This window comes from Legionella sainthelensi, from assembly GCF_900637685.1.
Lineage (GTDB): Bacteria > Pseudomonadota > Gammaproteobacteria > Legionellales > Legionellaceae > Legionella > Legionella sainthelensi.
Genome location: NZ_LR134388.1, coordinates 881478 through 897193 on the forward strand (window position 1 = coordinate 881478; position 15716 = coordinate 897193).

A 15716-nucleotide genomic window follows, 5' to 3' on the forward strand; every position below is an offset into this window, starting at 1 on the left:
ACTTGTGTGTTTATAGAGTAAAATATTTTTATCTGTCTCAAGTTAAGGAATAACGATGTGGCGTACGAAATTAGCTGAGAAAATAGGTATAAAATTTCCAATTATCCAAGCTCCTATGGCGGGTGGTGCGACTACCCCAGAGTTAGTTGCCCAAGTGAGTAACTCAGGGGGGTTAGGTTCGTTAGGAGCAGGATATATGTCGCCGACAGAGATTAGGTCTGTGATAAGAAAAATTCGTGAATTAACGGACAAACCTTTCGCGGTCAATCTGTTTATTCCGCAACATCATCACGCTAGACCAAGTCAAATGCAACGGGCGTGTCGTGATATTCAACAATCTTGCATTGAGCTGGATTTGGAAATTAAACCGGTTACAGAACCGTACGCACCATCCTTTTCAGAACAAATAAAAGTGCTTATCGAAGAAAAAATTCCAGTTTTTAGCTATGCCTTTGGTTTATTGGATTTAGTATGGATTTCACAATTTAAAAAAAATCATACTTTTTTAATAGGTACTGCTACGAATCTTGAAGAAGCGTATGAGCTGGAACGAAGTGGTATCGACGCCCTTGTTGCCCAAGGGAGCGAGGCGGGTGGTCATAGAGGTACTTTTTTAGGTAAAGCTGAAGATTCATTAATTGGTTTATTCAGTTTATTACCGCAACTAGTTGATAAACTAAAAATTCCTATTATTGCGGCAGGTGGCATTATGGATGGAAGGGGAATTATTGCTGCCACCGCTTTAGGTGCAGACGGAGTACAAATGGGTACGGCATTTCTTACGTGCTCTGAATCAGGAATACCTGATGGATACAAACATACTTTATTAGCTCAATGTCAAGACAATACTGTATTAACACGCGCTTTTTCTGGGAAATTAGCACGAGGAATACGTAATAAATTTATCGAACGTATGCATGAGAAGAAAACTAATATTCTTAGCTATCCTATTCAAAATGCTCTAACCACAACGATGCGAAAAAAAGCAAAGGAAGAACAACACATTGATTTTATGTCCATGTGGTCTGGACAATCAGCACAATTATGCAGAAACCTAAGTGCGAGAGAATTAATAAATACATTGCTCATTGAGGTAGAATCCCTGAAATTAAATCATTAGCGAGCGAATCTTAATAAGTTTATCAATGGTTATTATAATCCCCGGCTTAACAGGCCGGGGTATGACTTAGGTTTTATAGAGACATACTATGGTCATTCTCTTCTTCCTCGTTTGATTCATTAAAAGAACCAAACTGTGGTGTGGGGTCATAAGTGCTTTCTCTAAATCTATGATCAAAAAATCCCATTCTTTGACTCGTTGTCGTTACAGATGGTTGTTCGACTTGACGTGTGGATGAGAACGAATGAGAGTGCGAAGAGCCAGGCTTATTTTGTAAGTATTCTATTTGTTGCGTCAGACTTTGAAGAATTTGCAGGTCGCTTTCTTTGGGTAATTTGATTGCATTAAGAGTTTTAATTGCCTGTTGATAGGTGGTAATCGCATTCGAAATTTGTTTATTCTGAATCTGGGATTTGGCTAAATTTAAAAACTGCATTGCCATTCCGCGATAAGCACTATCACTGGGCGTTTCATTTAATGAAATCGGACTAAATGCTGGTGGTTCTGCGGACAAGGACAATTGGGATAACATATTTTCTAGACTACGATCAAATTGCTGTATTTCACTAAGAGATATGCTTTCAAATTGATTGAAAAATGCTTGCTCTTGTTGTCTTTCAACTTGTCTTTCACCCAGTAAATGTTCATGATTCATAAACTTAGCCGATTTTAAGTATGATTTTGTGGATAATTTTTTTTCATAATAAGCATGAAACTCTTTGAAATGAGTCACCGGATCACCAATTTTTTGTTCTTCAGGTGTTTTATACCGAATTAATCCAAATGCTTTTATTGCATTAGCCATTGCCTCATCTCCGGCAACTTGATTCATCATTTCATAACAAGCATCAGCCAAATCAATATATAATTCAGCTAAGTTTCGATATGAATCATCATCTAATGACGTTTGTACGAGTTGGTTTATCGCTGCTACATAACATTCGCCCGCATGTGCATAATCTTTTGAATTAAAAAAGAGAGTGGCAAGCTCATAGTAAGCACTAACAATGGCTTTAATATCTGCAACGCTTTTATTGGAAATTTGCAGAAATAAATTAATTCCATTTTGGTACTCGGTAATTGCTTCCTTCTTGGAAAAATATCGTTCTAGATTTTTAGCATTGGCGATTTTCTGCTTCGCATTTTTTCTCTTTTCTTCATCCATTATATACTCCATTAACCATTAAATTTGAGAACACAAAGTACCATATACGCCCAAAAAAAAACAATATTTCTAGAGCGTTGTTTTATGGCGTGATTCAAAAAGAAACAAGCATTTATTTCTCTGCACTAATTAATGTAGTTAATTCACGCAGTGCTATGAAAAATATGGTATAGTCAATGCTTTGGCTATCTAATAACATTTCCAATAATTGTTCCCAGCGTTGCCGAATAAAGTTGTTTTTGGTAAACCAGTAGGAAATCAATTCTTCAGCATTAAGCTTTTTTTGATCGTGAATTAAAATGACAATGGTTAATCGACGTTGGAGGTTGTCTAACTCATCGCGCAAGGATAAACGTGCAAGATTATTCCAATGACCTTCACGAGAGTCGTTCCCTATTTGATCTCGAAACCAAACTAAACTAAATTTACTACCCACTGTAAAATACACCTCTGCAGTTTTTCTTAAATCGAATTTGTTTTGTGTCGCAACTTCTGTAATGTTGAGCAATGTATACATTGCCCGCGTGGTAGCAATTTTTCGAGCGGCCTCTTCGGGTAAACCGATACCTAAAAATTGTGTGACCATTTTATCGAGATACTCTCGAGTGACTCCAGCCATTAGATCAGGGATTAGTCGCTCAAGTTTACTTATTGATTGGCTGTAATGGTCTATATTGTGGGCTATTTCACCTTCAAGACGTTTATGATGTAAGAACCATCGAGTGGCTAAATTCATTAACTGCCTGACATGATGAAGCAATTCATATTGAGTTTGTACGGGTAACTTATAATTTAGTGAATCCACTAAACAATGCAAATTGTCTACTTGATAGGCTTTGGCTGCAATAGTATAAGCACGAGCAATATCCGCTATTGATTGGCCTGTTTCTATATGTAAACGGTACATAAATGTGATCCCTACAGTATTTACAATTTGATTACTTAGTTGTGTTGCGATAATTTCACGACGTAGTCGATGTTTTGCCATTGCATCGGCATAATTTTTTTTAAGTAATGAAGGAAAACCGGTTTCAAGTATGGTTGTAAAATAAGGATCATCAGGCAAATTAGATTTCAATAATTCACTGGTAATGTAAATTTTTGTATACGCCATAATAATAGATAATTCTGGGCGTGTTAAACCTTGTCCAGACGCTTTACGTTCTAAAAGTCGTTTATCATCAGGAAGAAATTCAACATTTCTATCTAAATTCACAACTCCTTCCAGTTCTTTAAGGTAGGTTTGATATAAACCACTATAAGATACGGTATTTATCGCAGAAAAACTTAAGACCAACGCTTGATTGTAATTGTCTTGCAAAACGAGCTGAGCGACTTCTTCGGTCATTTTCGTAAGAAGTTGATTGCGTTTTTTTTCAGTAAGTTTCCCTTGATTCATTTCTTTATTGAGAAGAATTTTAATATTGACCTCATGGTCAGAACAGCTGACTCCCGCTGAATTATCAATGGAATCAGTATTAATTAAACCACCATTAAGTGCAAATTCCACTCTTCCTAGTTGAGTAAAACCAAGATTTCCTCCTTCGCCTACAATTTTGCAACGTAATTCATTTCCATTAATGCGACAAAATTCATTGGTTTTATCTCCCACATCAGCATGTGATTCAGTTGATGCTTTGACATAGGTTCCAATACCACCATTAAATAATAAATCAACAGGTGCTTTTAATATGGCTCGAATCAATTCATTCGGTGTGAGAGAGTCTTCTGTAATTGCAAGGACTTTTTTTACTTCAGGAGTAATCGAGATCAACTTGACTGTTCGTTTGTAAATACCGCCCCCTTTTGAAACCAGTTTTGGATTGTAGTCTTCCCACGAAGAAGTGGGTAATTGAAACAAGCGCATACGTTCTTCAAAGGCTTGATGAGCGTTTGGAGTAGGGTCAAGAAAAATATGACGATGATCAAAGGCGGCAATTAAAAGACAATGATTGGTATACGTTAGCCCATTACCGAATACATCACCACTCATATCTCCTATACCTACCACAGTAAAGTCTTGTTGTTGGATGTTGATATCCAATTCACGAAAATGCCGTTTGATTGATTCCCAGGCACCACGAGCGGTAATCCCTATTTTTTTATGATCATATCCTGCAGATCCTCCGGAGGCAAAAGCATCACCAAGCCAGAAGTTATATTCTTTGGCAATACCATTAGCGATATCAGAAAATGTTGCAGTTCCTTTATCTGCAGCAACTACAAGATAAGGATCTGCATCATCATAACAGATGGTTTTTGGGGGAGGGGCAACACGATCGTCGATAAGATTATCGGTAAGATCAAGTAAACCTCGAATAAAAGATTGATAACAGTAAATTACTTCATGTCTTATTTGTTCACGATCAAGTGACAGTAATGGTTTTTTTAAGACAAAACCACCTTTTGCTCCTGAAGGCACAATCACTGCATTTTTTACTTTTTGAGCTTTCATTAGTCCTAGAACTTCAGTACGAAAATCTTCAGGGCGATCGGACCAACGAATACCGCCACGAGCTACTTTTGCGCTACGCAAATGAATGCCCTCAAAGCGTGCAGAATAAACAAAAATTTCATAAATCGGCTGCCCAGGAGGTAAGTCAGGGACTTTTGTTGAGTCAAGCTTAAGTGATAAATATTCTTTGAGTTGTCCTTCAGAATTATGCTGAAAATAGTTCGTACGTAAAGTGGCTTTTATTAAAGACCAAAAATAGCGAACAATATGATCTTCGTCTAGGCTGTTAATTGCATCAATATCCGTTTGAATTTCATGTTCCAGGGCAATTTTTTCTTTTTGAATGGTCGAATTTTGTTTCAAACTAAATTTTAAATAAAAAAGTTGAATAAGTTTTTTGGCAATTAAGGCATAGGTATCCACCGTTTTTTCAATATATTGTTTGCTAAAACGAAACCCTATTTGTTGCATGTATTTTGCATAAGCGCGAATAATAATAATTTCACGCCACGATAACCCGGCACCTAAAATCAGTTTATTGAAACCATCATTTTCACATGCGCCTGTACTAATTTTTATCAATGCTTCATTAAAAATGGCTTTCACTTTATCGAGGGGAAGTAAATTACTTCGAGTGTATGTGACATTAAAATCGCCGATCCAAATCACTTCATTTTGATTAATCTCTATTCTATAAGGTCGTTCTGTATAAGTGCGTAGCCCCATGTTTTCAAGAATGGGCAAAATATCCGATAAAGGTATAGGGCTGCCATAGCGATAGAGCATAATGTGCAAAGGGAATTCAGTACGTGGAGATTCTACAAAATCGATAGTTAATTGATTTTGTAATGATAATGTCTCAATTTGTAAGAGATCCCTTAATGTTTCATCGGCGGAATGTTGTTCACAGTAACTTAGTGGTAAAATAGGAAGGTATTTTTCAGCAAGCTTCTTTCCTTTTTGAGTACCTAGCTTGTTGATCACCTGTTGATATAACTGTTCTTTCCATGAGTGTTCCATTTTTAAATTCCAGGTAATTTGTTATTTATTAAATTAAGTATAATTATAGGTCATACAAATAAATTGCAAACAAAAGTAATAGATAGAATTTAATGTTTCTCATCGCGTTAGGTGATTCAATGAATCTATCATTAGATAAGGTGAAGATCTTCAAGCAAATGCCTAATGAGGGATGTTGAGCGACTCATGAGGCGTATCTGAAGTTAAAGGGAGCCGGGGAGGGGTAAAGAGCGAATAACGCATTATGTGCTCTATGTATTGATGATACCCTGGAGATTCCATGATATTTTTTTGAAAATTTTGGAGATTTTTTAGTTTTAACTGACATCCTTCCTCCAGTAAGGTATTGAATTGTAAGTCGTCAACACCAGGGTATAACCCTCCTAACTCCGACCATAATTTTTGTGTTGCCTCTTTTTTTATTGCCGGCCAGATAGTAAGTAAATTTTTCTTTTCAAGAAGAGAAAATAGCTGGATTAATATTTCATATTCTTTGGTTGTGCGTGGGTGAGTAAAAGACTCTAGATAATTCATTGCTACTTGCTCAATAATTTTATCTCTACGGGCAGAAACAGCCAGTGCCAATGCGCTCTCAAAAGGAATAAAATCCTTAGTTTGAGGTTCATAAACAAGTACTTCTCCCTTTTCAAACTCATAGAGCCATCCGTGTAAGTTTAACTCACCTCGAGCCAGCTTTTCGGCTACAATAGGATAAGATTTTAAATGTTCAAGTTGTGTTAAAATGTTGAGCTTTGTTGCTTGACGAACCTTTAAATCAAAGTCCTGGCTGTGGGGCGTGTGTGTCTCCTGCATTTGTTTTAAAACTGAATGAGAATGGTGTAGCCACGAACTTACTTCGGGAAGACGATCTTTTAAGTCTGGAGTTAATAGTCCTTTCATGGCACCGCAGTGTGAATGACCACAAATAATGATATCTTTAATGCTGTCTAACTCATTTAGAGCAAACACAATTCCTGCTGCTTCACTGGAAGGTACATTGGCGGGGGGAATAATATTGCCCACATTGCGAATGACAAATAATTCACCAGGTGTTGTTTGAGTTAACAGACTTGGCATGAGGCGTGAATCAGAACAAGTAATGAATAAAATTTCGGGACTTTGCCCCATACTTAGATGCTCAAAAATCCCCTGCATTTGTTTAAATGACTCACCTTGAAACTGACGTACTCCAAGCATTAACTTAATTAACATGAGTGCTCCCTTTCCATGCGGTAGATGTGGTTTTTTATTCATGTAGTAACAAATCTTAGTTACAAATTAAAATATTATTTCATTGTCGTCAACTTATTTTGCAAAACTGTAAAAATCACAGGTAATGGTTGTGCTTTTTCTATACATATAAGATTGAAATTTGTTGTTTATTTATCTAAATAGGGACTAATAGTAGATTTTTGCAAAGAATGGAGTGAGGTATGGGATAATAGACGCTATTTTTCTTTATTTAATATCATAGTGTTGTAAATCTTTCTCAAAAGATTAAAAAATGATAAAACTATCTGCAAATTATGCGTGTTTGAGTCAGGGATGTTCACTTACAAAGGCAAGATGCTCACAAAGTTTAAAAATAAAAAAGGTGGAAAAAATCAAAATAAAGTAGACGGTTTTTATCGTGATTCGGATGGCATGGAATATTTTGTAAAAAAACCTAAAGATCCTCGAGAATTATTCACAGAATTGTTTGCTGGTTTGTTGCTACAGGAGTTTAAGCATCGTGGTGTGATTGACAAAATATATCATTCATCCTTCATTTGTGCTCAATTGATTCAATTTGAAGATGGTAGTTATGGACTTATTCAACCTAAAGTAGAATTCAAGGAGTTATACAAAGTCATTGGAACCGGCTATCGAGATGGTTCTGATCGAGATCCACTCGTGGAGATGTTTTATGGACCTCAAGCTTATTTATTGCTCACTCAATTAAAACAGTACTACGGCCTTGCAGTGGCATTAATGTTTTCTTTGCTCTTGGGGGATCACAGTGTACATAGCGGCAATGTAGTCTGCTTGGATGTGATGTCTTCAGTGGAAATGATGTTTATTCAATTTGCACGCATCGATTGGGGGGCTGCGTTTCGTTATTATGGCCACAAAAAAATAATGAAGATCTTTTTTGTCCCTTTGAATATCAAGGATGGTTTAATCCTAAAGGATATACTAAAGGTTATTTTCTAAATTATAGAAAAATCAAGGGATTGTTTCCTGCTCTCGCTGAACAGGCAAGGTTGTTACAAAACAAAGTAAATGAAGAACTCTTTGTGGATATGGTCAGCACTGTTTTAAGAGAACTCCCCCTTGATTTACTAGACAGTAAGACCAAAACAGAACTTACAAAATATTTATGTATGGAATCATTTAGTGACATCAGTTTTGGTGAAAAAGGTCATTATCAACAATTTGCACATGATTTAGCAGCGATTTTATCCAGTCGATTAAAAAAAATGACCCTACTACAGGATTTTCCAACTGCTACAACTGATATAGAACAACCTCAAATTGTGTATCTTGAAAGTATGCCGACGGCAATAGTGTTACCAGTGAATCAGGTTACTCCTTTTGCAGAGCAGATGAATATTTGGCTAAATATACTTTCTTTATCTGATGAACGGAGCATTTTTGATTTTAATAGCATTGATCGTACTAAACTAGCCAAACAGTTTAATTTCTTTATGGAAAGTTTATTACGTCAAATTGAAAAATTAGATCCATTTTTTCATGATATTAATGCTGCTGGATTTTCTGATAAGATGATGAAAATTAATCCAAAAAGTGCTTTCTATCGCAATTTATTTACTTTTGATACAGATTTGAAACCCTCTCTTTCTTCTCATGCGGAAATAAAAGCTTCTTCCACAAAAGATTATTGGCAATTTACAGAAACAGTATTAACTACGAGTTTTAATATTCTTGTTACCATTCGAGTATTACAAGATACCCAAAGCTCAGCGATGCTTGCTAAGTCTTCTGCAATTCATTTTTTATTTGATACTTTAAAAAAGTATCTGCACGATTTTAGTGTACTCTATCAGGTGTTATTAAAAGAGTTAGATAAGGCTCTTTGTGTTATGTCTGATTCACAACTTGCGGGTGTTTGTCTCCATGAAATGGATTTTATAAATTCAAGTGTGCTGATTGGGCTGGCGCTAAAAAATTCTAAGCTTTGGGAGCGTATGAATCGAGCTTTAACAGAAGTGCAAGAGTTATCTTATCAAGAGAAAATTGCTTATGACATAATGAAGCTTCAGAAATTTCAAAAAGATTTCACCCAATTTTTAGTTTTAGCGGATGAGTTTCCCTCAGTGACTCAATTTGTTACAAAGGGCGTTATTGTTAATGAACTTACTCGACTTTTTGAGAGTCTTCCTCAATTTCTACAGGTAAGTCTTGTAACTACTTTGAATCACATACAAGATGAGTTTAGAAAATGGCAGCGCCGGTACAGCTTTGAGCTGGAGGAGCAGGAAAAATCGAACGAAAAAATGGAGTTTTCTCCCGAGAAGAACAGCAATAATTTGGTTACAATCCATTCTTTTGTAGAGCACACAAAAGTACATGAAAAAATGGTGAAGGAGCTTCATGAAAAAATTGCTGCTGATAAAATTCTTTGGGAAGCAATCTCAAAATCTCAAAATGAGGAATTACCTCTTGAGGATTTGCTTATTTTAAAAGAGTTTTATGATAAAAAAAGAATTCTGTATACCGATCCGTGCCGTCGTGCATTGAAGAATTATTACAGGGAGGTTTTACGGGTGCGTCTCTCGGATATTCCGATAACAGAACAAGCTACTCTTATGCTAAGAAATGCTCATGAATCCTTTGACTCATTGTCCCAATCAGATATATTGACTGATGCAATTAAGACTATTGACGAATTATATGGTAAAAAAAGAGAAGTGAAGCTACACGCACTAAGCAGGATTCTTTTTTTCAATCAGCATGAATCAAGTACATTATTGAGAACACAAGTAAACAATCCTGTTCACGGACATTCCTCATCGTCTAGCCTTTGATTAGGCATCCCTAAAACTTTATAAAAGGGGACTCTCTTAGCTTATTTTCATTTAAGCTAAAATTGAGAATGTGGTGAAAAAATTTAAAAATTAAAATTAATTCATTGATTTTTATACTTATTATTGGCTATATACATAAGCGAGAAATCACAAATTTAAAAACTATTGACCTCAAATACAAAAAAATCATTTAAGGAAGTGATATGCAGGATAAAGTTGAGTTTGTAAGAGAAGCAAATAGAAAAAAATTAGTAAAGGTAATCAATGAATTGGAGGTTGTAGATTATGATACGGTTTCAAAATGCCTCCCTAGGTTACTTGCTGAGGGTTCATTAAAATTGGATCACAGTGTTTATACCCCAGCTGATCCATCAACGAATCTTCCCAAAGGCGTAGGGCGATACCTGCTCTATGATCATGATTCATCTAATCCTTTTTCAATATGGGTATTTGCATTTGCACCTAGGCAGAAAACAACAATTCATGATCATAAATATAAAGGTACTGTTACTGTTCTTGAAGGTCCTATATCTGAGAAATTTTATCATCCAACCAGCGAGAAATCAGCGCAGCTTGTCAATCGTATGGATCGCTACAGATTTCATACTAATAGCGATGACTTAAAAAGTACTTATGTGCATCAACTCAAATGCAGAAAAGGTTTGGATGTAGGAATTAGTGTTACTTTGCATATATACAACATGGAAGCCTATTGGGTTAATTTTGATGGTAAAAAAATTGATCAAAGAAATTTAAATATTATTTATTCCAAAGATAATGTGGGTGTTAATAAAAACATTCCATCTTACATAAAGGCCAGCCCTGATTTAGAAGAATCAATTTCTTATAGGATGTAGGGTGTTTATTTGTGTGGTTCCCGCCACAGTACCGCCCACTAATTTCTATAAATCGTTGCAAGTTTTGTTGGCTCTGTCATGTTTTTTTGTACACTTTTTCCCCGTACTTTGCTTGCGCTTTGTCTCGATCTTAGTGGATGACACTTTACCTAATCCGCATTATGAGTCATATAGTGATTGGAATAGTTTGCCCTTATTAAAGGATTCGCCAAATTTTTTTCCCTATCCAATAAACAATCAAGCAAATAAAAATCCATAATACAATCAATGGTAAAAAATATACAAAAAATTCGATTAAACCATAAGTGAATTCACGAAGTTGATCGATTAATGCATGATAGGAGTTAATAAATACTTCTGTTATTTTCCATTGTTTTTGCTGAGCAGTTTGAATCAGTGGATTCATGCTCAAATCAATATTAATTAATGAATAGGCAACAGATGCTTTGTAATATTTAATTTGCCCTTGGATAACATCAATTTGGCCTTGTACTTCAGTTAATTGTTTGAATACACTCAGAACATCAGATGTTTTAGTGGCATTTGCCATAATTTTTGCAAGTTGTTCTTTGGCTGTTTGTAAATTTGTAAGCTGGCTTTGTAGATCCACATATTGTTGCGTAATATCCTCACCACTTATAGATTCTTGTAGGACTTGGGTCGAAAGTGATTTTAAGGCAGTTAATGCATCATTTAAGCCTCGAGCAGGTACTCTTATTTTAATATTGGCAGAAGTATTTATAACACGATTACTGTCTTGAGTGATATTTGAGTTTACAATATAGCCCCCCGAACTTTCTGCGAGCTGAGTAATTTTTTCCATCGCGACACTAATATTGTTTACTTGTAAGGAAATATTTGCATTACGAATTATCATTCCCCTAATAGTATTTTCTGAAGGCTGGTTCGCAGTTTGAGAATATTGATTACTTTGCATGGCTATAGTAGTAGGAATTTGCTCTCCTGTTGGGATGGGAACAGGGCCTGCGGCTCCATACATTGTTTGCCCTGCTACTCTGCCAAGCCAAAGATAAAGAAAAATTAACAAGGCAAAGGCACCAATGAATGCCAAAGAATAGAGGATTGCTTTTTTCATATTAATTCGTGTGATATCCGGGTTTATAACGTAAAGTTTGGCCAATGTTTGTCAAATTGTAAAATATTTTACTAAATGTATTTTTTTATATTTCAAGTAAAACCAGTAATGACTGCGTAACAATTACTGGTTTTTTGAGTGTTGGCAACGGACTCTAAATTTTTTTGTCACAAAAAGCGACACAAACTTGATGCTCCCTAACTTCTCCGCCACATGCGGAGTAACATTCCCTATAAGTAGATTCGCAATGACATGAATTATTGCAGCTGCTGCTTCTATCAAAATCTTTAATGGTTTTATTAATTGGAAAACCCATTCGCGTTTGTTCTTCTTTATAGTGGTTGTATTCAAACAAAGCACTTTGCTGTGCTCTTAGGCGACAATTTTCATTGTCTACTCGACAACTTTGTTGGCAGTCATTTCTTCCCTGTACACATTGAGCGGTACACATTTTTGCTACATCTGATTTAGGTGGAATATAACTATATTCGGTATTATAGATGGGACCACAGGAGGTTAATAAAACAACTAAAGCTATAACAGAAAAAATAGAGCAATGTTTTAGCATATATCCTCTTTGTTAATGATAAATGGGAGTATAGGTACTGCTAGTATACAGCATGATAAGTAACTGATCAGTTAAATTGCCCCAGTGTATTAATGCTGGGTTGAAAAATCAAGATCACTTTTTCTCATTTAGCGTAAATTAAGAGTAGTGATTTTAATTATTTATTGTTATTTGTTACCTGATTGTTTTAAGCAATACATGATTGTTAACTATTTATAATAATTTTGTTATATAATTTGCCATAAGGACGAATCTCTATGAGATCCATCTAGAAAAACTTAGAAGTCTAACTTTGAAACAGTATCTATGAGTATTTCATTTGTATATGGTTTTTTTACTGGGTGTTTTGTTACCTTTATAGGCCAGTATTTTTTGCAAAATTTCATTAGTCAGCGAGGATGTTCTGAACAGATTAATACTAAAAAATTTGATTTAGATAAGCTTTTTAATGACTATCCTGATTTTATGAATGCCATCAAAGATGATCTTACTAATGCTCATTACAAAGATATAAGAGAATTTTTTGTGGTTGATAAAGATGCGATATTGAATTCTTCGATCACGAGATTACGCTATGAATTATCTGCTGAAATTCTCGTTGCACTCAACAGATTGGAAGCATTAGGCTACATTAAAAAATTAAAAAATAATTGCCTGCATTATAAAATTGTGGATGATTTTGTAATGCAGCTTGAGGCTTATGAAATTGCAGTCAAGGATGATCAAAATTTATGATTGGAGTTTATTTATTTGCAGGGATAATAACAGGACTACTAGCCACGTTGTTTGGTTTCGGCGGGGGATTTGTTGTAGTTCCTTTGTTATTTTGGTTATTACCATTTGATGGTATTCCAAAAGAATTGGCCATGCATATGGCAGTAGGAACATCTTTAATGCTGATGTTTATTAATATGATATATGCAGCATGGCTACATTATCTGAAACAAAATATGGATATAATTTTATTAAGAAAAATGTTACCACTCGTTGCTGTTGGTGCTGTAAGTGGCGCTTTAATTGCTACAATTTTAAGTGCAAAAGCACTCAAGTACGCATTTTTAATGTTGATTTTTTTGGTTTTACTAAGAAATTTGAAACAGGAGTTTTTTAAAAATAATGTCTCTGCCCACAAAAAGCCGACTAATGCAATTTTGTATTTTGTCAGTTATTTTACAGGAACAATTGCGGCCCTATTGGGAATAGGAGGAAGTGTAATTATTGTCCCATTTTTTAGACATTATGGGGTGCCTATGAATAAAGCTTCTGCACTTGCAAATGGACTTGCTGCACCCAGCGGTTTGATAGGCAGTATTATTTTTATAGCAGCGGGAATCCATATACCTCATTTACCGCCGTACAGCACAGGTTATTTGTATTGGCCAGCATTAATTACTATATTTTTAGCTAGTATTATGGGCGCGAAGTTAGGAATACATTTTAGTAATCTTATTCCTGATAAAGTTTATGGCAAGATTTATTGTTTCTTATTACTGATTGTCATCGTTTGTATGATGTTAAATTAGGCAACGTTCCCAAAATTATTTCAATATGAGTATTTCATTATTTCTGCAATAAAAGCATGAGGGCTTGTTCACATTGAATTGACAAGCCGTCTCACAATTATGTTTGCGTTAATACTACATCAGTTTTTTGCAATTAATTTAAGTAGTGAATCTACTGCTGTATCTAAGCTGAATTGTTGAATTTCTCCGGTAGCTCTGCTTTTATATTCCACACAGTTTTGTTCGATATTTCGTTCACTGACTACTAAGCGATGAGGAATACCAACAAGATCATGATCGGCAAACAATACACCAGCTCGTTCGTTACGGTCATCGATTAAAACATCAATGTTTAAATTTTTGAATTGTTCATATAAAGCATCTGCTTGCTTTTTAACTTCCGGTGAACGATGGGCATTTAAAGGAATAATCACTAACTGAAATGGGGCAATATTTTGTGGCCATATAATGCCTTTTTCATCATGATGTTGCTCTATGGCAGCAGCAACAACCCGGGTGATACCTAAACCATAGCATCCCATTAACATGGTTTCTAATTGCCCCTGCTCATTAATGACGGTAGCGTTCATGGCTTTAGCATATTTATCGCCTAGTTGGAAAACATGACCAACCTCGATACCGCGACATGAATAGAGCGTACCTTTGCCATCAGGGCTAATATCTCCATCTTTCACATTGCGTAAGTCGAAAGCAAGATATTCTTTGACATCTTTGTCCCAAGCAGCATGTTGATAATGTTTATCTGCTTGATTTGCACCACAGATAAAGGAGTCCATGGCCAAGGCATGATGATCCGCAATTATAGGTATTTCCAGGTTAACTGGTCCAAGTGAGCCAATGGGGGTGTTTAAATTTTTTAAAATCGTTTCTTCATCTATGAACTGCAAAGGGGAGTCAATCAAAGGATGTTTTGTAGCTTTAACTTCATTGAGTTCATCATCACCACATAGAATAAGCGCAACCATGGGATGTTCTTTGCCTTTGACAATTAATGTCTTGACGGTTTGATTGCTTGGAACATGTAGGAATTGGGCAACCTCAGCTATAGTTTTTGTGTTTGGTGTATCCACCAGAGTTATTTGTTGACTTGCTGGCGTTGCTTTAGCGGGTTTTAAGCTCGTTGCCTGTTCAATATTTGCTGCATAATCGCCCTGATCGCTGTAAAAGATTAAATCTTCACCTGAATCAGCTAATACCTGAAATTCATGAGAGGCAGAGCCGCCAATAGCTCCTGTATCGGCTTCTACAGCACGATATTTAAGTCCCATACGATCAAAAATACGGCAATATGCTTGATACATATCTTTATAAGTATCTTGCAGACTTTCCAGGTTTAAATGGAAAGAATAAGCATCTTTCATAATGAATTCGCGGGCACGCATGACGCCAAAACGAGGTCTAATTTCATCACGAAATTTAGTTTGGATTTGATAAAAACTCGCAGGAAGTTGCTTATAAGATTGCAATTCATGGCGCATAATATCCGTAATGACTTCTTCATGAGTTGGGCCAAAGCAGTATTCTCTATCATTGGAGTCCTTCATGGTTAGCAGTTGGCCGCCAAAAGTATCCCATCGTCCTGTTTCTTGCCATAACTCTGCGGGCTGGACTGCGGGCATCAGCACTTCCATTGAATTGATGTGGTTCATTTCTTCGCGAACTATTTGTTCTATTTTACGCAATACTTTTAAACCTAGAGGCATCCAGGTATAAAGCCCAGAACCCAATTTACGAATCATTCCAGTTCTCAGCATTAATTGATGAGACACAATTTCAGCATCATTGGGCGTTTCTTTAAGAGTTGCTAAAAACCATTGAGATGCACGCATTTCAGCTCCTGATTTAATTCTTAGATTTCAGGCATTATACAGAAGTTTTTGTGCA

The 15716-nt window shown here is 35.8% G+C and carries 11 protein-coding genes and 1 pseudogene; 6 read left to right on the forward strand and 6 right to left on the reverse strand.

Annotation, left to right across the window (positions count from 1 at the left end; translation table 11 throughout):
• Positions 1–55 precede the first annotated feature (55 nt).
• Positions 56–1120: an NAD(P)H-dependent flavin oxidoreductase gene (locus EL220_RS03910; protein WP_027271035.1), complete on the forward strand. Its 1065-nt coding sequence runs from the start codon at positions 56–58 to the stop codon at positions 1118–1120.
• Positions 1121–1193: 73 nt separating this feature from the next.
• Here the strand turns inward: EL220_RS03910 and EL220_RS03915 are convergent, their stop codons facing one another.
• From EL220_RS03915 to EL220_RS03925, 3 genes are all read right to left on the reverse strand, one after another.
• Positions 1194–2285, reverse strand: coding sequence for a hypothetical protein (locus EL220_RS03915; protein ID WP_027271034.1), 1092 nt, complete (start codon positions 2283–2285; stop codon positions 1194–1196).
• 112 nt (positions 2286–2397) lie between these two features.
• Positions 2398–5760: an NAD-glutamate dehydrogenase gene (locus tag EL220_RS03920; RefSeq protein ID WP_027271033.1), complete on the reverse strand. Its 3363-nt coding sequence runs from the start codon at positions 5758–5760 to the stop codon at positions 2398–2400.
• 162 nt (positions 5761–5922) lie between these two features.
• The gene (locus tag EL220_RS03925; RefSeq protein WP_027271032.1) at positions 5923–6972 is read right to left on the reverse strand and encodes a carbonic anhydrase; all 1050 of its coding nucleotides are present in this window, start codon (positions 6970–6972) and stop codon (positions 5923–5925) included.
• A gap of 759 nt (positions 6973–7731) precedes the next feature.
• On the opposite strand from EL220_RS03925, the pseudogene EL220_RS18570 reads away from it, so the two are divergent.
• From EL220_RS18570 to EL220_RS03935, 3 genes and pseudogenes are all read left to right on the forward strand, one after another.
• Positions 7732–8753, forward strand: a pseudogene (locus EL220_RS18570) (LepB GTPase-activating domain-containing protein); the annotation flags it as partial.
• A gap of 129 nt (positions 8754–8882) precedes the next feature.
• Positions 8883–9788, forward strand: coding sequence for a hypothetical protein (locus tag EL220_RS18575; RefSeq protein ID WP_232002728.1), 906 nt, complete (start codon positions 8883–8885; stop codon positions 9786–9788).
• Between the two features lie 203 nt (positions 9789–9991).
• Entirely contained in the window at positions 9992–10645 is a 654-nt protein-coding gene (locus EL220_RS03935) for a cupin domain-containing protein (RefSeq protein ID WP_027271030.1), read from the forward strand.
• Positions 10646–10841: 196 nt separating this feature from the next.
• Here EL220_RS03935 and EL220_RS03940 read toward each other — a convergent pair whose 3' ends face one another.
• Together EL220_RS03940 and EL220_RS03945 are read right to left on the reverse strand one after the other, a co-directional pair.
• Positions 10842–11741 carry a DUF4349 domain-containing protein gene (locus EL220_RS03940; protein ID WP_027271029.1) on the reverse strand — a complete coding sequence of 300 codons (900 nt, stop codon included), beginning with the start codon at positions 11739–11741 and terminating at the stop codon, positions 10842–10844.
• A 154-nt stretch (positions 11742–11895) separates the two neighbouring features.
• Positions 11896–12309, reverse strand: coding sequence for a hypothetical protein (locus EL220_RS03945; protein ID WP_027271028.1), 414 nt, complete (start codon positions 12307–12309; stop codon positions 11896–11898).
• Positions 12310–12615: 306 nt separating this feature from the next.
• On the opposite strand from EL220_RS03945, the gene EL220_RS03950 reads away from it, so the two are divergent.
• The gene (locus EL220_RS03950) at positions 12616–13044 is read left to right on the forward strand and encodes a hypothetical protein (protein WP_027271027.1); all 429 of its coding nucleotides are present in this window, start codon (positions 12616–12618) and stop codon (positions 13042–13044) included.
• On the forward strand, positions 13041–13832 hold the full coding sequence (locus tag EL220_RS03955; RefSeq protein ID WP_027271026.1) for a sulfite exporter TauE/SafE family protein: 792 nt from the start codon (positions 13041–13043) through the stop codon (positions 13830–13832). Before EL220_RS03950 ends, EL220_RS03955 begins: the two co-directional genes overlap by 4 nt.
• Positions 13833–13951: 119 nt before the next feature.
• Here the strand turns inward: EL220_RS03955 and EL220_RS03960 are convergent, their stop codons facing one another.
• Positions 13952–15661 (reverse strand): proline--tRNA ligase, encoded by a 1710-nt coding sequence (locus EL220_RS03960; RefSeq protein WP_027271025.1) that lies wholly within the window; start codon positions 15659–15661, stop codon positions 13952–13954.
• Positions 15662–15716: the final 55 nt, after the last annotated feature.